This is a genomic window from Vibrio anguillarum, assembly GCF_001989995.2.
Classification (GTDB): Bacteria; Pseudomonadota; Gammaproteobacteria; order Enterobacterales; family Vibrionaceae; genus Vibrio; species Vibrio anguillarum.
The window spans coordinates 54822-77606 of the sequence record NZ_JAHGUP010000026.1 but is presented as its reverse complement, the minus strand read 5'-3'; the positions used below and the strand labels follow the sequence as shown (position 1 = coordinate 77606).

Here is a 22785-nt window from a genome sequence, read left to right as displayed (position 1 = left end):
CTTGTGATCAAGAGACAGGCGTTGGGCTTCCTTTATTGGTTTTATTACGGTGTATTTTTAAATGTGACCTTAGGTTCTAAGCGCTAAAACGAGATGACATTATTGGCAAACATACTCAGTCACATTCAAGCCGAAACCGCCTAAAGCGTGATACTTTTTATTGGCTGAAGAGAGTAAACGCATGTCACGAACACCTAAATCCGCCAGAATTTGTGAACCAATCCCCACACGGCGTGAAGTACCTTGTTTTTTCGCTAAAGTAGGCGCTTGGCCTTTGTCTTGTTGCTCAAACATTTTAACGCGATGGATCAATAAGTCGCTCGACTCTTCATTACCTAAAATGACCAATACGCCGCCCTCTTGGCCGATACGCTGCATCGCTTTATCTAACGTCCAACTGCGTTCAGCATTGCGATCACTGCGCAGCAAATCGGTAAAGGTATCGTGCAGATGAACTCGCACCAATGGCGCTTGACCATCCAATGTTCCTTTTTGCAATGCGTAATGGATCTGATTATCAATCACGTCGCGGTAAGTGATCAGTTCAAATTCACCGTATTCTGTCGGCAACTTGCACTGTGCAACACGCTCAATGGTCGTCTCAGTATTGTTACGGTATTCAATCAGATCGGCAATCGTACCGAGTTTTAAACCATGTTGCTCGGCAAACACTTCAAGATCAGGGCGACGCGCCATGGTGCCATCATCATTTAAAATTTCGACGATCACAGACGCGGGCTCTAATCCCGCAAGGCGCGCTAAATCACAACCGGCTTCCGTGTGTCCAGCGCGAGTTAAAACGCCCCCCTCTTGCGCAGCCAGTGGGAAAATGTGCCCAGGTTGCACTAAGTCTGAAGCTTTCGCCTCTTTCGCCACCGCAGCTTGTACCGTTACGGCGCGATCGGCCGCTGAAATGCCGGTGGTTACGCCTTCGGCCGCTTCAATCGAGACGGTAAAATTGGTGGTGTATTGAGCATTATTATCCTGCACCATAGGAGCCAAGCCTAAACGCTGACAACGAGCTTTAGTCATGGTTAAGCAGATCAGGCCACGACCAAATTTAGCCATAAAATTAATAGCTTCAGGAGTAACGTGCTCGGCGGCCATGATCAAGTCACCTTCGTTCTCACGATCTTCGTCATCCATTAAGATGACCATTTTCCCAAGACGAATATCTTCAATGATCTCTTGCGGGGTACTTATTGGCATACTCTATTTTCCTATCGCTGAACTATTTTCCGCACAGTCCCTGACTTAGATTTATCCACGACCGTGGTGGCATGGGACAATGCGCGGTTTACGCAAAACCATTTTGTTGTAAAAATGCTAAGCTAATTTTCGACTCTGGTGTCTCTTCATCTTGCTGCTTTTGCAGCAAACGCTCCATATAACGCGCGAGCACATCCACTTCCAAATTCACTTTACGCCCGACATGAAATGCATCAATGGTCGTTTCGGCAGAAGTGTGAGGCACTATGGTCAGCTTAAAGGCATTCTTTCTTAAATCATTCACAGTGAGGCTGATACCATCTACTGTAATTGAGCCTTTTTCAGCCACGTATTTATTCAATGCCGGTGGGATCGCTACCCAAAACTCTATCGAACGACCAACGGGATTACGTTCAATGATTTCACCAACACCGTCAACGTGCCCAGAAACAATGTGTCCACCAAAACGAGTGGTGGGCAACATGGCTTTTTCTAGGTTGACCTTGTCACCAACTTGATAGTGAGCAAACCCGGTTTTGTTGAGCGTTTCTAGTGAGAGATCCGCTGTATATTGAGTGCTGTTATAATCTACCACGGTCAAACAGACACCATTTGTGGCAATACTGTCACCAAGTTTGACATCGCTCATATCAAGATGATCGACTTTCACGGTCACGCTGATGTCTTCACCTTTGGGCGTAATCGCGGCAAGTGTACCTACCGCCTCGATAATTCCTGTAAACATGCTATTTATCTTTTATTTTAGGTACGGCAATGATCCGAATATCCGGCCCAACTTGTCGTACATCTTTGATGATTAACTCTAGCGTATCCGCCATGGAAGATAGCCCCAAAGCACCAAATAGCCCCCGACCATCACTACCCATGATTTTAGGCGCTAAGTACAAAATGATCTCATCGACCAATTGGGCTTGGATCAGTGAACGAGCCAGTGTGGCACCAGCTTCTACCCAGAGATGATTCATTTGTGACTGCTCAGCTAAATAAGCTAAGGTATCCGCTAACTCAAATTGTGTCTGGTTGCTATTGAGCAATGACGTATGTTCAGTGCCAAGCACCAATACTTCACCGGAATGTTGATACAGCTTTAGACCATCATGGAGTTGGTTTTGCCTGTCAAGAATGACTCGCACTGGTTGGCGTAACTGATGTTGTGGGTAGTTCACTTGCACTGATGGAGGCAGTTCATCCCAACGCACAGTCAATGAAGCATCATCTTCAATCACTGTTTTGCTGGTCGATAAAATCCCACCCGCTTTGGCGCGAAATTTTTGCACATCTCGCCGCGCGGCCGCTGAAGTGATCCATTGACTCTGACCATTATTGAGTGCCGTTTGTCCATCAAGACTTGCGGCCATTTTCAATTGGACAAAGGGCATCCCACTTGTCATGCGTTTAATAAAACCCGGATTGAGCGCGATGGCATCCGCTTCTAACAAACCGACTTCGACTTCAATCCCAGCGTCACGCAACATTTGAATACCACGCCCAGCGACTTGAGGATTCGGATCTTGCATTGCGCAAATCACTTTCGCCACTTTGGCGTTAATCAAGCCTTCAGCGCAAGGCGGTGTACGGCCATGATGCGAGCAAGGCTCTAAAGTGACATAAGCGGTAGCGCCTTGCGCTTGCTCGTTTGCTATGCGCAAGGCGTGTACTTCGGCATGCGGCTCACCAGCACGCGCATGAAAACCTTCACCAACAATCTGCTCTCCTTGAGTGATCACGCAGCCGACATTGGGGTTAGGTTGAGTGGTAAAAACGCCACCTTTGGCAAGCTCAATGGCTCGCGACATCATTTGATAATCAAAAGGAGTAAACATAAGCGATTAATCTTCCAGCTTCGCGATTTCTTCACCAAACTCACGAATATCTTCAAAACTGCGATACACGGAGGCAAAGCGGATGTAAGCGACTTTATCGAGTACTTTGAGCTGCTCCATCACCAAGTTACCAATCATTTTACTTGGGACTTCTCGCTCACCAGTGGCTCGCAACTGAGATTTAATCATACTGATTGCAAGCTCAATCGCATCGGCGCTGACGGGGCGTTTTTCTAATGCTCGCTGTATACCACCGACCATTTTATCTTCGTTAAACGGTTCACGATTTCCATTTGATTTGATGACTCTTGGCATCAAGAGCTCGGCCGATTCAAACGTGGTAAAACGTTCATTACATGCCAAACATTGACGGCGACGGCGCACTTGATGGCCATCTGCGACAAGACGAGAATCAATCACTTTGGTGTCGTTCTCTGAACAAAAAGGACAATGCATATCACCTCCATAGCAATGAGCATCAGTGTACCGGAATTAGTACGCAAGTTGAACGCAAAAGGGGCATCAGCCCCTTTTCAATCTCTATTTTGTTAACAACCACACTTTGCGTTATCCATAACGAAAAGAACTTAACAACGTGATAAGTAATTGGCTTTGCCAACCCACTTATAACTGGTCAACTCTTCTAAGCCCATCGGCCCGCGAGCGTGCAATTTTTGGGTCGAAACGGCCACTTCAGCGCCTAAACCAAATTGAGCTCCATCGGTAAAACGCGTCGAAGCATTGACATACACTGCAGCAGAGCCCGCGGAATTAATAAACAGCTCTGCATTAAATAGGTCATTTGTCATGATCGCATCCGAATGGCTTGCATTGTGTTCACGCATATGTTCAATCGCTTGCTGCACGTCATCGACCACTTTGACGCCCAAAGTGTAACTTAGCCATTCGGTGTCAAAATCGCCCTCAACGGCCTCTCTCAACTGTTTCGCATGGCTCATGCAGGTTTGGGCTTTTGGCTCTACAACGAAGGTCACTTGATCATTAAGTCGTAGCACCAGTTTTGCCAAAAATTCACTGGCAATCGCTTGATGAACCAGCAAAGTATCCAGTGCGTTGCACGCAGAAGGGCGCTGAATTTTGGCGTTTTCAATTACCTCGACTGATTTGTCCAGATCCGCCGATTGGTCAACAAAAATATGGCTAATGCCAAAACCACCAATAATCACCGGAATCGTGCTGTTTTCTTTGCACATTTTATGTAGGCTAGCGCCGCCGCGCGGAATGATCATATCAACATATTCATCCAGCTTGAGCAGCTGTGAAACCAGTTCGCGATCCGGTTTTTCAATATACTGTACCGCAGCCGCTGGTAGTTGTGCTTTTTCTAGCGCCGATTGAATAACGTTAACTAGCGCCATATTGGAGAAAAAGGTCTCTTTCCCTCCCCGTAAAATACTGGCGTTACCCGTTTTTAAACACAATGCCGCAATATCAATGGTCACATTAGGACGCGCTTCATAAATAACGCCCACCACACCTAACGGTACTCGGCGGCGAGACAATGACAATCCGTTTTCAAGCACTCGGCTATCGATTTCACTACCGACAGGGTCATTGAGATTAATCACATTACGCACGTCATTAGCAATGGCTTGCAGGCGCGATTCATTGAGCAATAGGCGATCAAGCATCGCATCGTTCAACCCGGCTTGGCGGGCCAGTTCGATATCTTGAGCATTCGCTTTTAAAATCGCGGCGCTCTGCTCCTCCAGTTCATCGGCAATGATCGCTAATGCATTGTTTTTTTGTGTCGTTGAAACGGTAGCGAGCTGGAAAGCGGCCTGTTTGGCGGCTTTACCCATTATGGTTAAATCCACTTTCTTTTCCTTACTATTCTTGGATCACAACAAGATCATCGCGATGAATGACTTCTGAGCCATAATCGTAACCTAAAATGCCTCCGATATCTTTGCTGTGTTTGCCCGCGATTTTGGCTAAGTCTTGGCTGGAATAAGCGGCGATGCCACGGGCAATTAATACGCCTTGTTTATCGGTTACTCGCGCCACTTCACCACGTGCAAAAGTACCACTGACATTCACTACCCCTTTCGCTAATAAGCTACTGCCATTCGCGACTACAGCGTTGACGGCTCCGCCATCAATGACAATGTCACCAGAAGCGGCAGGACCCGCTAAAATCCAGCGTTTGCGGTTTTCTAACGCTTCGGTACATGGCAAGAAACGGGTGCCTTGTGGCGCATCACTTAAAGAGTCAAAAATAACGTTGCTGGCACGCCCTGCGGCGATAATGACTTCAATCCCTGCACGACGAGCAATATCAGCGGCCTGAAGCTTAGTTGCCATACCTCCGGTGCCAAGCGTAGTACCACTACCCCCAGCGATTTTACGCAAGGTATCATCAATGGTTTTGACTTCTTTAATCAGTTCAGCGTTAGGATCTTTACGCGGGTCCGCGGTGAAGAGCCCTTTTTGGTCAGTGAGCAGCAATAGTTTATCGGCACCGCATAAAATACCGACCAGAGCTGATAAGTTGTCGTTGTCACCCACTTTAATTTCACTGGTTGCCACGGCATCGTTTTCGTTGACCACAGGAATAATATCGTGCTCGACCAAAGCATTAATGGTATCTCGCGCATTCAAAAAACGCTCACGATCTTCTAGATCGGCACGAGTCAGTAGCATTTGACCTATTTTAATCCCATAGATGGCAAAAAGAGATTCCCATGCTTGAATCAGTTGACTCTGCCCAACCGCAGCAAGCAACTGTTTGCTAGCCATTGCGTTGGGGAGTGCGGGGTAACCTAAGTGTTCTCGACCAGCGGCAATTGCGCCCGACGATACAATCACCACTGAGTGGCCTTGCTTTTTCAGTTCAGCACATTGACGGACAAGCTCAACCATATGAGCTCTATCTAACGCCAAAGTACCACCGGTTAATACACTGGTTCCTAGCTTCACAACGATTGTTTGAAGTTGCACCGCTTTTCCGCTTTGTTGATTCGTTGTCATGATTTCTTCTGAAATGGAAAACACATAAGAGCTGATGTTTTAGCAATCAAAGCAATAATTCACAAGTAGAAAAGGTGCTAAAAAGCACCTTTTTCATCACGAGGGTAAGGGGATAACGAAAATCAGACGAATTCAGCGGAATCTTGTGCAATCTCAACACTCAATTCAAATCGCTCATAGAGACTCGCTACCAGTTTGGCATGAAACTCTTCTTGGGTACGTTTGACTTCAGAAAATACGGATTTAGGAATCGCGTCGGCATCCCACGCGCCAGCTAAGTTGTAACGTCCTGTATGATACTTAGCCTCAAACCCTGATTCTTTCTTAGTAAGTTCCAGCCACCAGCCCCAAAACTCTCGTTTTTCTGGGGATTTTTTGTCATTAACGCAAGACGCAAGGCAATCAAATAAGTAGTGATCCTCACGACATTGGCCTTCTCGTAAATAAGGTCCAATAGCTTTTAAAGCAGACAATAAGCGATAATGAGTCGGGGTGTGGGTCATTTCTGACATATTGACTCTCCATTTCAATGTTAAGAACGATCATTATTTTTATTAATCATATGCTTGTTACCGCATACCAATATCATGCTTAACTAATTTAGTAGAAAAGTCACCTAAATAGCTCATCTTCTAACCACTTTATCGCTAAATCGAGGGATTGCTCATATCCTTGTGTAATTGTTTTGCTTTTTATCTGTTTCGCTTTGCCATATTCACTAAAAATTGCAACTAATTGATTATCTGAATAGGGTGAAATGGGATCACCTTCTAATCCTAAAGCCAAAATCGGAACTTTAGTTCGCCTACTGGTTAAAAAACCTTGCACTTTCAGTGACCACGCTCGCATCAACCCAGCAAGGCTATTAATATCCACCACGTCTTTACCTAAACGAGACGCCAGCACATCAATATACATTTTGGGCATTTTTTTCAATTTTTCTGGCGAAGCTAAAATATCGTGGATAGGTGCCCCTAATGAAACACAAGCCTTGATTTTATCTTGCTCTAGAAAAGAGAGCCTGATCATAGAGTTACCACCAAATCGAAATCCAACAAGCCCCACTTTTCGATGATCAACCCAAGGCAAGCTTTCCAGTTCATTGAGTACGGCTTGATGCAGACATGAAGAATCTTCAGTTAAAGGCCAATGGGAGCTATGACCTACGGAGGGCATATCAATAGTTAACATCGCAATATCTCTAGGCGCGAGATAATCTCTAAACAAACGCCACATATCCGTCTGCAAACTGTCTAAACCGGCGCTAACCAAAACGACCGGATGAGGCCTATCGGTATTGGGCAAATGCAAATTAGCGACTATTTTTTTGTTCTTATAGGGTACTTCAATCTGCTTAATCACATAACGAGTCAATTTGGCCGCTTCGTTATAAGCGCTGTTTGACAGTATCTGTGCCTGTAAGGATAAATTATCATTTTTTAGATGCGGATAACCAGCAATGCTGAAGCAGAGCGACGCGGAAAAAAGTTCATTGGCCGCCTCTTCGTCTTGCTTGTCATTAGCGCGCTTTTGGTGACGCATACCCAGCTTAGTCCACTCGTATGCCCAGTTACCACTGTGATAGCCCATAACCGTATCTAACCAATCCGCTTCGGTTCGCGAATGTTTCGAAGAGGCAATGCGGGCGAGAACTTCTTCTTGCTCTACAGGATCAACACCTTGCCATATCCACTGTAACCGCCTGAGATTTCGATACCAAACGTACCCTTCTTGTTGTTTTTTAAGATCCAAAATTTCTTGGCTACTTGGCATATAGCGAATTAATGCCGAGGTTTCTTGAGCTTGCTTGTGTTTCTGGAACAAGGTTTCAGAAAGATTTTGGCTGTTAGATTCAGACATAAGTCGATTCAATTGAGAGCGGTGCTCTAATAGTAATAAAAAAAATGGCCCGATAAAGGGCCATTTTCAAATAAACGCAAGAAAAGCATTACTTTTGTTTACGGTTAATCGGTTCTGCGTATTGAATCGTCATATCCCATGGCTGCTCAATCCACGTATCTTGAGCAATATCCACAACATAATCATCTAACAAGCTTACGCCAGAAGGCTTCGCACACACCGCAATCAATTTCGCTTTAGGATACATTTCACGTAGCTTACGTGCGGTATCACCACTATCGACCAAATCTTCAACAATTAAGAAACCTTCGCCGTCACCTTCAGGTGCTTTGATCACTGTCATGTCACGCTGGTGATCATGATCGTAACTTGAAATGCAAATCGTATCGACATGGCGAATACCTAATTCACGAGCCAATATGGCACCAGGAACCAGACCACCACGGCTCACCGCCCAAATACCTTTCCATTGCTCTGCAGGCATCTGTTTTTCTGCCAATTGACGACAGTAAGTCTGCATGTTGTCCCAAGTGATAACGAATTTATTGCTCATTGTTGTAAACCTAATTATTTAAATAATCTGTGTCGTTCATTACATTGCAGAGGCGATATACTTAAAGATGAAGATGGCTGACATCACCCACACACTCATCGATACACTGCGCCCTTTGCCACTAAATAGTTTGATAGCCGCATAAGCAATGAAACCAAGAGAAATACCTTCTGCGATAGAGAATGTCAGCGGCATTAATAAACAGGTAACGACGACAGGAGCCGCTTCTGTTAAATCGCGCCAATCAATACTGACCAAACCAGAAAGCATCAAAATTGCCACGTAAAATAATGCACCAGACGTAGCGTACGCAGGGATCATTCCAGCTAATGGCGAGAAGAATAATGCAAGTAAGAACAAAATGCCAACAACGACTGCAGTCAGCCCTGTGCGCCCGCCAGCAGCAACACCCGCCACACTTTCAATGTAAGAGGTTGTGTTTGATGTACCTAGCAGGGCACCGACTGACGTAGCAGTAGAATCGGCAAGCAATGCTTTATTTAGACGTGGGATTTTACCATCTTTGCCAATCAAATCTGCTTTTTGCGCCACGCCAACTAAAGTGCCAGCCGTGTCAAATAGATCGACAAACAGAAACGCAAATACCACTGAAATCATACCCACTTCAAAAATGGCGGAGAAATCAAGCTGCAAAAAAGTTGGCGCAATACTTGGTGGTGCCGACATAATGCCATGCCACTGAACGTCACCAAATACTAAACCAAGGCCAGTAACCGCAAGAATCGCGATCATTACGGCACCCTTTAAACCACGATGAACCAAAGCAATCGTCAGGAAGAAACCTATCGCACCGAGTACAGCAGGAAGAGAAGTAATTGCGCCGACAGAAACCAAAGTTGCAGGGTTATCAACCACAATGCCTGCATTCTTCAGGGCAATAAAGGCAAGAAAAAGTCCAATACCGGCCGAGATCCCCGTTCGTAATGACATCGGAATCGAACCGATGATCCACTCACGGATTTTAAAGATACTAAGAAAAATGAACAGCACACCAGAAACGAATACCGCCGCCAGCGCAACTTGCCATGTATATCCCATGCCGAGCACAACGGCGTAAGTAAAAAATGCGTTTAACCCCATACCCGGAGCCTGTGCGATTGGGTAGTTGGCAACAAAGCCCATGATGAAACAGCCAATAGCCGCCGCAAGACACGTAGCAACAAATACTGCACCACGGTCCATGCCGGCATCCGCTAAGATCGCAGGGTTAACAAAGATAATGTATGCCATCGTGAGAAATGTCGTTATTCCTGCGATAACCTCAGTGCGCACGTTTGTGCCATATTCACTAAGTTTAAATAGCCTTTCGAGCATGATCGAGTCCTATAAGGGTAAAAAGTAAACGGTTGCGTAATCGATTGGCTGTGGATTATAGAGAGATCAGATCACAAATTCCAGATAGAATTAAGGCTGTAATATGCTTTTATTAATGGCTTATGAACCTAGTCGCGCTTCATTTCTTCAAAAAGAAAAAGCGGATTTCCATATCGTATTGCCATTGAGCCGTAAAGGAAGTGCTGAACATTGAGATAAAAAAACGCCACCTCATCTGAGGTGGCGGCGAATCATTTTAGCCAAACTGACTACAAAAAAATTCCAATATCTAGGGGGTGAACATACAGTTCAAATAACATGCTTAAAGTCTTAATAACCAAAGCTTGTTGGGTAAGCAAAGTTGCCAGTGTAAACAGACTTGTTTGTCCAGAACATTGCAGATGGTAAACCTTTCATAACTATCACCTTATAAAATCAATTGAACATAAATTTGATTTCTCGGTTCCATGGAGGCGATAAACGGACTCATCCTTTGAGCATTTTTTCTTCGCTTTCGAAGTTGGTTACAAATATACCACCAAGAAATTAAATTACAATATTTAGCGTGATAAAAATCACATAATTTTATTTTAATGATCTACATCAACAGATTTAAGTAATTAAATTACACAAATATCAGCAAAAAATGATTATTAGGCGGTAAGGGGAAGAATCTCATCGCCGATTGTGTCATCTCTTCTATACGCTACAGTCGATTTAATGTGACACCAATAAAACAATTCTCAAGCGGTGAGGCTACTCGCTGATTGTCGAGAGTGGTATGCTGTCCACCACTACAAGTCATGCTCAGATCTAGTCGATATCGCTACCAAAGAAACATTTCGCCTGTTCATGATCTGGCAAGCTCGAATAAAAGGAGTATTCCGTGTCTGAGTTCTATTCTGAAATCAGTAAATTGTCATCGGCACCCGTATGGCAATTTTTCGATAAAATCTGTTCCATTCCTCACCCGTCTAAGCATGAAGAAGCCTTAGCCCAACACATCATCCAGTGGGCGACAGAGCAGGGTTTAGCGGTACGCCGAGATCCAACCGGCAACGTTTTCATAAAAAAACCAGCGACAGCTGGCATGGAACATAAGAAAGGTGTGGTTCTACAAGCTCATATTGATATGGTGCCGCAAAAAAACGAAGACACGCAGCACGACTTTGCTAAGGACCCTATCCAACCGTATATCGATGGCGAATGGGTAACAGCCAAAGGAACCACTTTAGGTGCCGATAACGGTATGGGTATGGCAGCATGTTTGGCTGTTCTCGCGTCAAAAGAGCTCAAGCACGGTCCTATTGAGGTGTTACTGACGATTGATGAAGAAGCGGGTATGACAGGTGCTTTCGGCCTTGAAGCGGGTTGGTTAGAAGGAGAGATCCTGCTCAATACTGATTCAGAACAAGAGGGCGAAGTATATATGGGCTGTGCTGGTGGTATTGATGGCGCAATGACTTTTAATATCCAACGACAAGCCATGCCTGCTGGTTACGTAACACATCAATTGATTTTGAAAGGGTTAAAAGGAGGTCACTCTGGATGTGACGTCCATACTGGCCGTGGGAATGCTAACAAGCTACTGGCTCGCTTTCTTGCTAGTCACGCACAAGAACTTGATTTACGTTTGATCGAGTTTCGCGGTGGTAGCCTACGTAACGCCATTCCTCGAGAAGCGTTTGTCACTGTGGCCATTCCTGCCGAAAATGGGGTAAAACTGGATGAGCTATTTAGCTCCTATACCCAGCTAGTGAAAGAAGAGCTTGGACGCGTCGAAACAGGGATCGTCACTTTCAACAACCCGCAAGAAAATGCAGAAAATGTCTTCGCTCTTGTTGATCAACAACGTTTTATTGCCGCATTAAACGCGTGTCCAAACGGTGTGATCCGGATGAGCGATGAAATTGAAGGCGTGGTTGAAACCTCATTGAATGTCGGTGTTATTACTACACAAGAAAACTCTGTGACTGTGTTATGCCTTATTCGTTCTTTGATAGATTCAGGTCGCCAACAGGTTGAAAGCATGCTCAAATCCGTTGCTGAGCTAGCGAATGCGGAAATTGCCTTTACTGGTGCTTATCCGGGCTGGAAACCAGATGCCGATTCAGAGATCATGGCTATTTTCAGAGACATGTACCAAGGTATTTACGGTCATAAACCGAATATCATGGTGATCCATGCTGGCCTAGAATGTGGTCTTTTCAAAAAACCTTACCCAGAAATGGATATGGTTTCGTTTGGCCCAACCATTAAATTCCCTCACTCACCGGATGAGAAAGTGAAGATCGACACAGTCGACCTTTTCTGGGAGCAAATGGTTGCCCTACTAGAGCATATTCCAGCGAAAGTTTAACCCACTCTGATGTCGAATTCTTCAACCAGCGTGTAATAGCAAGTTGATGAATATCTTGCTTTGGCAGCGGAATTCGGCATCAATCCTTACCTCTTTTTCTATCAATTAATTTTATCGATAAGGCAAATTAATTTCATTAGCGCACATTTTTTGTGACTGCTAGAGTTCGCCCCCTTGAAGTTCCTAGAGTTATTCACCACACTCTCTTCAAGCGATAACACCATTTAAAAGTTGTATCGGGGATGCGGCTACTCCTTAGCGGCGTCTTACATTCTCCAAAAATATTGAAACTGCGATGAAAGAAAAAATGATTGTCGGATGGCGAGAAACTCTCAGCCTTCCAGGGTTAGGTATTGAGCAAATTAATGCCAAAGTCGATACCGGAGCCCGCACGTCGTGCTTACACGCATTTAAGGTAGAGAGCTTCACCAAGGAAGAGACTCTTTGGGTTCGCTTTTGGATCCACCCTGTGCAGCGCAATAATGACAAGGTCACAGTGTGCGAAGCTAAAGTCATTGATGAACGAATCGTCCGTGATTCCGGTGGCCATGAAGAGTCACGTTACGTTATTCAATCAGACGTCAGTTTGGGCGGCCAAACTTGGCCCATTGAAATAACGTTAACCAATCGCGAAAATATGGGTTTTCGTATGCTATTAGGTCGCACCGCAATGCACCGTCGAATTTTAGTTAATCCAACTAAATCGTTTTTAATCGCTTTCGAGGAGAGCAAATAATGAAAATTGGTATTCTGTCACGTAATGCTTCGTTGTATTCAACCAAGCGTCTGATTGAAGCGTGTAAAAGCCGTGGCCACCAAGTCAAAGTGATTGATGGGCTGCGTTGCTATATGAATATCAATTCTGAAAAACCCGAAATTCACTTTAAAGGTGAAGAGTTAGCAGGTTTTGATGCAGTCATTCCTCGTATTGGTGCATCCGTTACATTTTACGGTACTGCGGTATTACGCCAATTTGAAATGATGGGGGTTTATCCCGTCAATGAATCTGTGGCTATTAGCCGTTCCAGAGATAAACTTCGCTCAATGCAGCTATTGTCTCGTCGCGGCATTGGTATGCCAATTACTGGTTTCGCCAGCAAACCCGATGATGTCAAAGATTTACTCGACATGGTCGGAGGAGCACCGGTAGTAATTAAATTACTTGAAGGAACTCAAGGCATCGGTGTAGTGTTAGCGGAAACACGCAAAGCAGCAGAAAGTGTGATCGAAGCGTTCATGGGCTTGAAAGCCAATATCATGGTGCAAGAGTACATCAAAGAGGCCGGTGGCGCCGATATTCGCTGTTTCGTTATTGGCGACAAAGTTATCGCAGCCATGAAACGGCAAGGTGCCGATGGTGAGTTTCGCTCTAATCTACACCGCGGCGGAACGGCCTCTTTGGTAAAAATTACTCCCCTAGAACGTAAGACGGCTATCGATGCGGCGAAGATTATGGGTCTCAATGTTGCGGGTGTGGATCTTTTGCGATCGGAACGTGGCCCACTAGTGATGGAAGTCAATTCATCGCCAGGTCTTGAAGGTATTGAAGCTGCTACTGGTAAAGATATCGCCGGGTTGATTGTCGAATTTATTGAAAAAAATGCGGCAACGAAAGGGACAAAAACACGTGGCAAAGGTTAGGAAAAACACAGCATTTCATTTCCTGGGGGATTCAGTTCCCCCAGGAACGCGCAAGGCAATGGAGCTAGAAGCGGCTAAGCTTTATACACACTCGCCGCTCTCTATTCCTATCGAAATCATTAATGGAATATCCACTGGCCCAACCTTAATGATCAATGCCGCCATCCATGGTGATGAACTGAACGGCGTTGAAATAGTCCGTCAACTGATCAACTCCATCGACCCGCAAAAACTAAAAGGGACACTGATTGTTGTCCCCATCGTCAATGCCTTTGGCTTTATTCATAAATCTCGCTACCTTCCTGATCGACGCGATCTCAATCGCTGCTTCCCTGGAAGTGAAACTGGCTCCCTCGCCTCTCGCATTGCACATACTTTCTTTTCCCAAGTCGCTTTACGTTGTGATTACATCATCGACCTGCATACTGGTGCTATTCATCGCACGAATTTGCCACAAATCCGCGCCGATCTCACTAATCCTGAAACCTTGCGTATTGCCCAAGCATTTGCAACCCCAGTGATCATCGACTCTCCACTGCGTAATGGCTCGCTCAGAAGTGAAGCAGAGAAATCAGGCATCACAGTATTAACTTATGAAGCAGGTGAAGCGCTAAAATTTGAACCTATTGCCATCAATGCGGGTATTGTCGGTGTGAAACGCACCATGCAAGCCATTGGTATGATGCGCAAAAGTCGCAAGGCCGTACCGACATCGATCATCGCAAAATCAACCAGTTGGCTCAGAGCCGAGAGCGATGGCATCTTGCGCACTGTGGTGACGCTTGGTGACAAGGTCGAAAAAGGACAAGTGCTTGCCTATATCAACTCACCGCTTGGTCATGTTGAAGTCGAATTAAGAGCCAATAAGGGTGGTATTGTGATTGGCCAACAAACTCTGCCTCTTGTTAATGAAGGGGATGCCGTATTCCATCTCGCCTACTTCTCGCAAAGCGATGAGATGGTTGAGCAAGTCGTGGGCGATTTTATTGAAGAGGTCGCAGACAGCGATTTAGAACCTCTGACCACAGGACACTTGATGCCACCGTCGATGGTCTAAATAGTCGATAACTCTAAACAATAGAGACACATAAGTTCAATAATAAAGCCCTTATTCAAAGGGCTTTATTATGTTTAAGCATGAGTGGGATGAAGAAAGTAACTCATTAACCGAACGAAGCCCAAATCACCGTAGCCACTAATACAGGGCAGACAAATTTCACATACCAAGGCCAGACTTTACCAAACCAACCCAATTGGAACTCAGGGAAACCTTGCTCTAACTCTTTGACCTTCGCGTGACGACGCCATACCCAACCGCCAAATAGGCAGAACATCAGCGCTGCTGTCGGCTGCAAATATTGCGTCGCAACCGTTGCCACTAAGCCAAATAGCGCACCAAAATTATAAACAATAACGACACTGACTAGCGCAATTAACGCGCCTAATACCCAGCTTGTTGGTGCGCGTTTCGTATTAAAACGCTCGCTGACTAAGGCTACAGGGCATTCCAGCATAGAGATAGAAGAGGTTAACGCGGCGATCGTCAGTAAAGTGAAAAATACGATAGCAAACACCTGCCCCATCCAACCAAGGCTATCAAACATCAATGGCAACACGGTAAAAACGAGCGTATCTGAATTTAGTAAAGAACCGTCAGCGGCATAGATTTCCACCCCTTTATGCATCGCAACAAACATCGCAGGCAACACAACAAGGCCAGCAATGAAAGCCACGGCGGTATCAACTAAAGTCACATTTAGTGCCATCTTCGGCAGGTTTTCTTGCTTACTCAGATAAGATCCGTAAATCAACATCGAGCAGCCACCAATGGTTAATGAAAAAAAGCCTTGTCCCATTGCCGCCAGTAAGAGATGTCTGTCAAACACCTTTGAAAAATCAGGGACCAAATAGTGTTGTAAACCTTCCATCGCACCAGTTTGCATCATGATGTAAACAAACAGCACACCAAACAGTACAAACAATGCAGGCATTAAACGCGTTGACCATTTTTCAATCCCGTCTTTAACACCACCTTGCACGATTAGAATCGTCAAAATATAAAACACTAAGGTTCCGAATAAGTTACGCTCAACACTAAACCCTTTCAACCAAGCTGTGATTTCCACAAAACCCAATAACTCTGTCATCGCACCGAGTAAAAAGCAGATTAGCCAGCCACCGACGATGCTGTAAAACGCCAGTACCGCACTCGGAACACTCAAACCAATCCAACCGACAAAGCCACCGACCATTTTACCTAGTGGATGAGGCGTTAATGAGCGCATGCTATCAACAGGGTTTGCTTGCCCAAAACGGCCTATCGCCATTTCAACCACTAACATAGGGAAGGCAACGACCATGATCATCACCAAATAAACCAATAAGAATGCGCCGCCGCCGTTGCTTGCCGCTTGGGTTGGAAAGCCCCAGATATTACCTAGGCCAACTGCCGCACCCGCCGCCGCAAGAATAAAACCAAGACGTGAACCAAAATGTTCACGAGAATCAGACTGTGTCATACCACTCACACAAATATCAATAGACTAGTTAGCTAGTACAGTAATGCAGGCAATCAAATAGAGCAATTACACTGCTTATTAATTAAACAAGCATTGCAAAAATAAACAGAATTTACTGCGTAAAGATTATTGAACAGGCAATGTTAACGGGAGATTAGAGGTGAATTTTTGCACGAGATAACGACCTCTTCCTTGTGCTTTGACTGCATAAAGTGCTCTATCAGCCACATGAAAGAAATCTAGATAGTGATTCAACTGTGGGGTATCAATTTCAACCCCTCCAACGCTGATTGAAAGCGTCTTCTTAGCTGGGGAAAATTGGTGGGTAATGCGCAGTGATTCAACCGATTCGATCAGTCGTTTAGCATAAGCTTGACCATCAATTTCGATGTCGCTCGCCAAAACTACACAAAACTCTTCTCCACCAAAGCGAGCAACCAGTTTTTCACCGCCAAAATCCAATTTTTTTAAGCTGGTCGCAACAGATTTCAATGCTTCATCACCCTCTAAGTGGCCGTAGTGATCATTGAACAATTTAAAATAGTCAATATCGATTAAAAACAATACGATATATCTAAATTGATAATCAACAATATAGCTTTTAAAGACCTTTTCTAAACGACGGCGGTTCGCAATACGTGTGAGTGGATCGTGCTCTGATTGCCATTTTAGTTCACGCCGACTGGTTTCCAGCTCCCATACTATTTGGTTCATCGTACGAGAAAACTCTTTCATTTCCTTCGATATGAAGGAGCGCTCACTGGGCATCTTTCCACCCGATGTTTTAAATTGATCCAGCACTTGATTGGCATCATTGATTGGCTTGACTACTTTATTCGCTACAACTAAGTTCAAGAAAAACATTAGGATAGAGAATGAAGCAAGCCCAGACAGCTCCTGCCATTGAATAAACGGTGGGACTTTAACGGTATGACTTACTTTAATCAACACAGTAAGACGATTGCGATAATCAAGCATTTCAAGGTAAGAGATATTATCTTCATGTGGCGCGGCAACGGTTTGATCATTAAGACTTTTGATCAGCATCACTTCCACATTCACCCCAGTTGCAATCACAAGCTCATTGATAAACTGTCCACTGATCCTTTTTAAAAAAAGTAAATAACCTTTGTCGCATTCCTTTGCGTCACTATTACAAACCCGAGAGGTTGCAACGATAAAAGGTTTGTCGTCTATCACGATAAAACTGAGATTCGGTTTGATGAAATCTTTTGGTGCTTTCATCGCGTCCGCTAAAATATCACCAAAATTATATCGAATCGCATCATAACTGGCTTCATGGCCAGTCTCATAGTCGTAGCGCTGGCCCCAAACTAATTGCACATCTGGATTAAAAATAAAAATACCGTCTAATGACTTGGATTCAAAGGTGTGAGTACCAATACTGTCGCGAATAAAATCATCATTAGGCTTAGCAATAAAATCGGCCATTTCATTCCATGCGGCATAATCAGCCAATGATGCCCCCATGTCCGCTTTTTGCATATTAAGAACAGTTCGAACTCGGTTAACCTCACCTCGTTGCAAGGAAAGAGCATCTTCAACGGCGCGATCATAAGACCACATAAACTTAAATAGCAGATAACACAAAATAAACAGCACAACGAAGGCTGTTGAAACTAATGCTGTTAACCGTCTCAAGCTAAAATTATTAAACAACATCCATACCAGTAAATTAACCTAACATCATAGACACAAATAAAGAGCACCGAATGTGCTCTTTAAGTTTAGATGGTAAAGACTTGATAATCTTTTAATACTGGTATTTTTTGGTGCAGTTGTTGTTCCTGCTCAACCATATCATTAAGAGACTCACAAAAATCACGACTCTCTTTTTGAATTGTGGCGGCGTTTTCTTGAATTCGCTCGGCTAACTTAACTTTTAAGTCCGCCATGGTATCGGTCAATTTTGTGATGTTTAAGCCACCCTCTTCTCTCATTTTCAGTGAAAGGGCATCGAAGGCGCCGGATATAAACTCTTTGTTAAATAAAGCTTTCGCTTTTTCAAAATCATCGGCCCAAGTTTGCGTCATTGATTCAAAAGTCTGCGCAGGGAGAACCAGCTCACCATTTTTGTAATAACGAGATTCAATATTGGCAAAAAAAGCTGCTATGGATTGCTTGGCGCTATCGAAGGCGTTGGGAGATTCAATACTTTTCGCAACATCATCCAAAATATCATTCGCCAACGCTAAGCCATCACTCGCCATCTGTTTTACTTTAGGCAATGAAGCATTCATGCTTTCTCTATACTGTTCAAGGGCCGTTTTCTGGTCACTGTCGAGCTCCATCTTTTCACCACGGATATAAAGATTGTTCTGTGTATCCATCAAAACAGTGTCGGTGCTCGTTTTGAGAATTTCAACCTTATCACCATCAAGGTGAACTTCATGGTTCACATCAACTCGGCACTGCGCTGCCCACAAAGGGGAGCTCAACAACATTAAAGTGACTAACACTACTTTTTTCATTGTTTTCTCTCATCGATCGTTTTATGACTAACCATATCAGGTGTGGATATTTGATGAGTTAGTATTTCTCGCTAGCAATATAAATGATTTCGACCTAAAAACCGTCAATTTAATGACATAAATGTTAGTTTGTTTCACTAATTTAAAAAAAACTGAGCTGCTTATTGAGCATTTCTGGCTTTAACATCACTTGTAAACCAAGTAAGCGAATTTCTCGCCCATTTTGCCGCAACAAAATATTCTCCAAAAGGGTTCGAAAATCATTGAGCTCTAACTGTGGATGAAGATGCTCAATCGTCGTAAGTTGAAAATCGGCAAACTTGACTTTGATCCCTTGTTTGACAATCGCCCCATCAACACTCGCTCTGTCTAACCTCGCTTTTATCTCTGGATAGAGATGATGTTCAATCACCTGCCAGCACTCTTCATAACTTGAGATATTTTGACTAAATGTTCTTTCGACACCTAATGATTTGCGCTCCCTCTCTGTCACGACTTCGCGATTATCAATTCCATGACTTTTCTTCCATAGTGAAGCGCCTAATCTGCCAAAGTTACGAAGTAGCTCTCGATAGTCCGTTAGCTTGATATCTTCACACTTATAAAAACCCGCTTGGTGCAACTTTTCCAGACTAACCTTACCGACACCGGGTATTTTCTCTAGCGGCAATGAATCGACCACCTGCTGTACTTTATCGGGTGGTATTACAAATTGACCGTTAGGCTTATTCATATCAGAGGCCACTTTAGCCAAAAATTTTACAGGTGCTACACCTGCAGAGGCTGTCAGTTGAAGTTCGTTATGAATATCATAGCGAATAGCTTGAGCTATCAATGTTGCGCTTCCTTGACATAGCGGTGAATCACTCACATCAAGAAATGCTTCATCTAATGATAACGGCTCAATAATGGAAGTATAACGTTCGAATATCTGTCGGATTTGAATGGAAATAGCTTTGTATACCGACATCCGCCCCGGAACCACCAGCAGATTGGGGCATAATTTTAAGGCTTGAGCAGTCGGCATTGCGGAACGAACGCCAAATTTCCTCGCCTCATAATTGCAAGTACTTAACACACCACGCTGCTTTTCATGACCACCAACGGCTAGAGGGCGATGCCTATATTCGGGGTTATCACGCATTTCTACCGCAGCGTAGAAACAATCCATATCAATATGGATAATTTTTTTGATTTTATTTTCCAATTCAAAACCATTAAAAGACTGTATACATAAACAGTATATTCTTGGTTTCTATGGATTGAAATGAATTGCTTTTAAAAATTAAAGAGCCTGCACAAAACAGGCTCTTTAATCGTAGCTCAGGCGATACGATCTTTTTCCCAATGCGCTAACTTTTCAGCTCTTGCTGCGGCCTTAGCTTCGCGTTTTTTACGTGCATCACAAGGCTCTGGGCAATTGCACACTTTTTCAATGCCAACAGCACCTAATCCACCACAACTGCCTTTGACTACTTTCTTTTGAAAGACATAGCCAACCGCCATCGCGCCAATGACACACAGAAATACACTGAATGTAATGAAAAAAGTATTCATAACTTAACTCACTTTTTATTTAGAAATGGCTTAAATGCGCTGGAGGCAATCTCTTCAAAACCTTGTTCTGTTTTCACAATCATGAACACAGGAATATTGTATTGCTCTGCAACCTCAATACCTTTCGTCTCTCCTAGTACCATTAATCCAGTCGCTAAGCCATCTGCCGTCATTGAAGATGCATCCAAAACGGTAACTGATACCACTTTATTATGGATGGGTTTTCCAGTGATTGGATTGATAATGTGAGAATAACGCACACCATCTTGCTCAAAATAATTGCGGTAATCACCTGAAGTGGCAATTGCCAGATCACCAGGTTCAATGATCTCTTGAGCGGTACGTTCATCAACTGTCGGTTTTTCTATAGCGATTCGCCAAGGTACGCCTTCTCGATTTACGCCTTTTAAGCGCATCTCACCACCGACTTCAACCATGTAATTGGCAATGCCTTGTGATTGAATGTAGTCAGCAACCACATCGACTCCCCATCCTTTCGCAATAGTTGAAAGGTCCACATAGAGATTAGGAAGATCTTTACTTAACGTAGTATCGGTTGCGCTAAGATGCTCAATGCCTATGTTGGTTTTACGCTCAGCCAATTCTGCATCGCTTGGCACCACATCAGGACGAGCTTCAGGGCCAAAACCCCATAGGTTAACCAAAGGACCAACAGTGACATCCAATGCACCTAAAGTAAGACCGTTAAGACGCAGCGCTTCTTTCACCACGGTTGCGGTTTGAGAAGAAACCGTAAAAGGTTCCGTTCCTTGATATTGATTAAAACGGCTGAGCTCGGAATCTTTACGATAGGTCGACATTTGATCGTTCACTTCTTCCAATAACCGATCAACTTCCTTTTGGAGAGCCTCCGAGCTAGGGATACCTTCAGCTTTCAGGTACTTAATATTGTAAGTCGTGCCCATAGTAGGGCCACTGAGATGAACTTGCTCAACCGATTTTTCACAACCCGCCAAGATGAATAGAGAAGCTAACGCAGCAAGCCATTTTTTCACTTGTTTACTCCTAAAAATGAAAGTGAATATAGAAAAGAAGTGGTTATAGAAAAGAAATTCCTACACCTATTTTCTATGTTAACTGAGTTGGAATTCAAAGCCACAAGGCAAAACTAAAACTAAAAAAACAATGGCTGACTCATCAGAGCCAGCCATAGGTTTTACTTACTTCAGTGAATTAACCACCGAAGTCATCAAGAAGGATGTTCTCATCTTCTACACCAAGGTTCTTCAGCATGCCAATCACAGCCGCATTCATCATCGGTGGACCACACATGTAGTATTCACAATCTTCAGGCGCTTCATGGTCTTTCAGATAGTTTTCATACAATACATTGTGGATGAAACCTGTGTATCCATCCCAGTTATCTTCAGGCATTGGATCAGAAAGCGCACAGTGCCATACGAAATTCGAGTTTTCAGCTGCAAGGCCGTCAAAATCTTCAACGTAGAACATCTCACGCTTAGAGCGCGCACCATACCAATAAGACATCTTACGGGTAGATTTTAAACGCTTAAGCTGATCGAAGATGTGTGAGCGCATTGGAGCCATGCCCGCACCACCACCGATAAAGACCATTTCTGCATCAGTATCTTTGGCAAAGAACTCACCAAATGGACCAGAAATAGTACATTTATCACCTTCTTTCAGTGACCAAATGTAAGAAGACATCTGACCCGGTGGCACATTGGGATTATTAGGCGGCGGCGTAGCAATACGCACGTTTAGCATAATAATACCGAACTCTTCAGGGTAATTCGCCATTGAGTAAGCACGAATAATATCTTCATCAACTTTTGACTCGTAGCGGAACAGGTTAAATTTGTCCCAATCGCCACGATACTCTTCTGGCACGTCAAAATCTGAATATTTGATGTGGTGTGCTGGCGCTTCGATCTGAATGTAACCACCAGCACGGAAAGGTACTGACTCGCCATCAGGGATCTGAAGTTTAAGCTCTTTAATGAAGGTGGCTTTGTTGTCGTTAGAGATAACGGTACATTCCCACTTTTTAACACCAAAAATTTCTTCAGGAAGTTCAATATCCATGTCTGTTTTCACAGCCACTTGACACGCTAAACGTTCACCCTCACGAGCTTCACCTTTAGTAATGTGATCAAGTTCAGTAGGAAGAATATCACCACCACCAGATTTCACTTTTACACGGCATTGACCACAAGAGCCGCCACCACCACACGCCGATGATACAAAGACACCAGAACCTGCAAGTACGCTCAGTAGCTTACCACCTGGATTAGTCACAATAGACTTATCTGCATCACCGTTAATTGAAATTGTAATGTCGCCTGTTGGAACTAGCTTAGATTTAGCAAATAAAATTACCAAAACGAGTGCTAGAACAATCAGGGTAAACATCACTACACCAAGAATAATGTCCATTGACTAT

At 44.1% G+C, this 22785-nt stretch carries 21 protein-coding genes; 4 read left to right on the top strand and 17 right to left on the bottom strand.

Going from position 1 to position 22785, the window contains the following annotated elements:
• Nucleotides 1-99: 99 nt before the first annotated feature.
• The 10 genes from ribBA to PL85_RS07325 all read right to left on the bottom strand — a co-directional run bounded on the left by ribBA (nt 100) and on the right by PL85_RS07325 (nt 9792).
• On the bottom strand, nt 100-1209 hold the full coding sequence (gene ribBA / locus PL85_RS07370) for a bifunctional 3,4-dihydroxy-2-butanone-4-phosphate synthase/GTP cyclohydrolase II (protein WP_013856195.1): 1110 nt from the start codon (nt 1207-1209) through the stop codon (nt 100-102).
• Between the two features lie 88 nt (nt 1210-1297).
• Nucleotides 1298-1954: a riboflavin synthase gene (locus PL85_RS07365; protein ID WP_115339237.1), complete on the bottom strand. Its 657-nt coding sequence runs from the start codon at nt 1952-1954 to the stop codon at nt 1298-1300.
• Between the two features lies 1 nt (nt 1955).
• Complete coding sequence (gene ribD, locus PL85_RS07360) at nt 1956-3053, bottom strand: bifunctional diaminohydroxyphosphoribosylaminopyrimidine deaminase/5-amino-6-(5-phosphoribosylamino)uracil reductase RibD (RefSeq protein WP_064625817.1); 1098 nt, start codon at nt 3051-3053, stop codon at nt 1956-1958.
• A 6-nt stretch (nt 3054-3059) separates the two neighbouring features.
• Nucleotides 3060-3509 carry a transcriptional regulator NrdR gene (gene nrdR, locus PL85_RS07355; protein ID WP_010320136.1) on the bottom strand — a complete coding sequence of 150 codons (450 nt, stop codon included), beginning with the start codon at nt 3507-3509 and terminating at the stop codon, nt 3060-3062.
• Between the two features lie 131 nt (nt 3510-3640).
• Complete coding sequence (locus PL85_RS07350; protein WP_115339238.1) at nt 3641-4891, bottom strand: glutamate-5-semialdehyde dehydrogenase; 1251 nt, start codon at nt 4889-4891, stop codon at nt 3641-3643.
• Nucleotides 4892-4904: 13 nt separating this feature from the next.
• Complete coding sequence (gene proB, locus PL85_RS07345; protein ID WP_038148735.1) at nt 4905-6044, bottom strand: glutamate 5-kinase; 1140 nt, start codon at nt 6042-6044, stop codon at nt 4905-4907.
• A gap of 122 nt (nt 6045-6166) precedes the next feature.
• Entirely contained in the window at nt 6167-6556 is a 390-nt protein-coding gene (gene crl / locus PL85_RS07340; protein WP_026027640.1) for a sigma factor-binding protein Crl, read from the bottom strand.
• Nucleotides 6557-6656: 100 nt separating this feature from the next.
• Nucleotides 6657-7904, bottom strand: coding sequence for an esterase FrsA (gene frsA, locus PL85_RS07335; protein WP_094166235.1), 1248 nt, complete (start codon nt 7902-7904; stop codon nt 6657-6659).
• An 88-nt stretch (nt 7905-7992) separates the two neighbouring features.
• Complete coding sequence (gpt, locus tag PL85_RS07330) at nt 7993-8457, bottom strand: xanthine phosphoribosyltransferase (protein ID WP_010320141.1); 465 nt, start codon at nt 8455-8457, stop codon at nt 7993-7995.
• A 39-nt stretch (nt 8458-8496) separates the two neighbouring features.
• The gene (locus PL85_RS07325; protein ID WP_019282317.1) at nt 8497-9792 is read right to left on the bottom strand and encodes an NCS2 family permease; all 1296 of its coding nucleotides are present in this window, start codon (nt 9790-9792) and stop codon (nt 8497-8499) included.
• Nucleotides 9793-10678: 886 nt separating this feature from the next.
• Between PL85_RS07325 and PL85_RS07320 the strand changes: the two genes are divergently transcribed.
• The 4 genes from PL85_RS07320 to PL85_RS07305 all read left to right on the top strand — a co-directional run bounded on the left by PL85_RS07320 (nt 10679) and on the right by PL85_RS07305 (nt 14849).
• A complete protein-coding gene (locus PL85_RS07320; RefSeq protein ID WP_064625822.1) occupies nt 10679-12151 on the top strand; it encodes an aminoacyl-histidine dipeptidase in 1473 nt (490 codons plus the stop codon).
• A 295-nt stretch (nt 12152-12446) separates the two neighbouring features.
• Nucleotides 12447-12887 (top strand): ATP-dependent zinc protease family protein, encoded by a 441-nt coding sequence (locus tag PL85_RS07315; protein WP_017049719.1) that lies wholly within the window; start codon nt 12447-12449, stop codon nt 12885-12887.
• A complete protein-coding gene (gene rimK / locus PL85_RS07310) occupies nt 12887-13792 on the top strand; it encodes a 30S ribosomal protein S6--L-glutamate ligase (protein ID WP_010320145.1) in 906 nt (301 codons plus the stop codon). The genes PL85_RS07315 and rimK overlap by 1 nt, the downstream gene beginning before the upstream one ends.
• On the top strand, nt 13752-14849 hold the full coding sequence (locus PL85_RS07305; RefSeq protein WP_088729107.1) for a succinylglutamate desuccinylase/aspartoacylase family protein: 1098 nt from the start codon (nt 13752-13754) through the stop codon (nt 14847-14849). The genes rimK and PL85_RS07305 overlap by 41 nt, the downstream gene beginning before the upstream one ends.
• Nucleotides 14850-14955: 106 nt before the next feature.
• Here PL85_RS07305 and PL85_RS07300 read toward each other — a convergent pair whose 3' ends face one another.
• From PL85_RS07300 to nqrF, 7 genes are all read right to left on the bottom strand, one after another.
• Nucleotides 14956-16311: a sodium-dependent transporter gene (locus tag PL85_RS07300; RefSeq protein ID WP_115339239.1), complete on the bottom strand. Its 1356-nt coding sequence runs from the start codon at nt 16309-16311 to the stop codon at nt 14956-14958.
• Nucleotides 16312-16437: 126 nt separating this feature from the next.
• Complete coding sequence (locus PL85_RS07295; RefSeq protein ID WP_174223803.1) at nt 16438-17994, bottom strand: diguanylate cyclase; 1557 nt, start codon at nt 17992-17994, stop codon at nt 16438-16440.
• 65 nt (nt 17995-18059) lie between these two features.
• Nucleotides 18060-18803: a YggN family protein gene (locus PL85_RS07290; RefSeq protein WP_088729108.1), complete on the bottom strand. Its 744-nt coding sequence runs from the start codon at nt 18801-18803 to the stop codon at nt 18060-18062.
• Nucleotides 18804-18945: 142 nt separating this feature from the next.
• Nucleotides 18946-20010 carry a DNA polymerase IV gene (gene dinB / locus PL85_RS07285; RefSeq protein ID WP_088729109.1) on the bottom strand — a complete coding sequence of 355 codons (1065 nt, stop codon included), beginning with the start codon at nt 20008-20010 and terminating at the stop codon, nt 18946-18948.
• Between the two features lie 116 nt (nt 20011-20126).
• Nucleotides 20127-20360, bottom strand: coding sequence for a (Na+)-NQR maturation NqrM (nqrM, locus tag PL85_RS07280; protein WP_088729110.1), 234 nt, complete (start codon nt 20358-20360; stop codon nt 20127-20129).
• An 8-nt stretch (nt 20361-20368) separates the two neighbouring features.
• Complete coding sequence (locus PL85_RS07275; RefSeq protein WP_115339240.1) at nt 20369-21376, bottom strand: FAD:protein FMN transferase; 1008 nt, start codon at nt 21374-21376, stop codon at nt 20369-20371.
• A 178-nt stretch (nt 21377-21554) separates the two neighbouring features.
• Nucleotides 21555-22778, bottom strand: a complete 1224-nt coding sequence (gene nqrF, locus PL85_RS07270; RefSeq protein ID WP_013856176.1) for an NADH:ubiquinone reductase (Na(+)-transporting) subunit F — start codon at nt 22776-22778, stop codon at nt 21555-21557.
• Nucleotides 22779-22785: the final 7 nt, after the last annotated feature.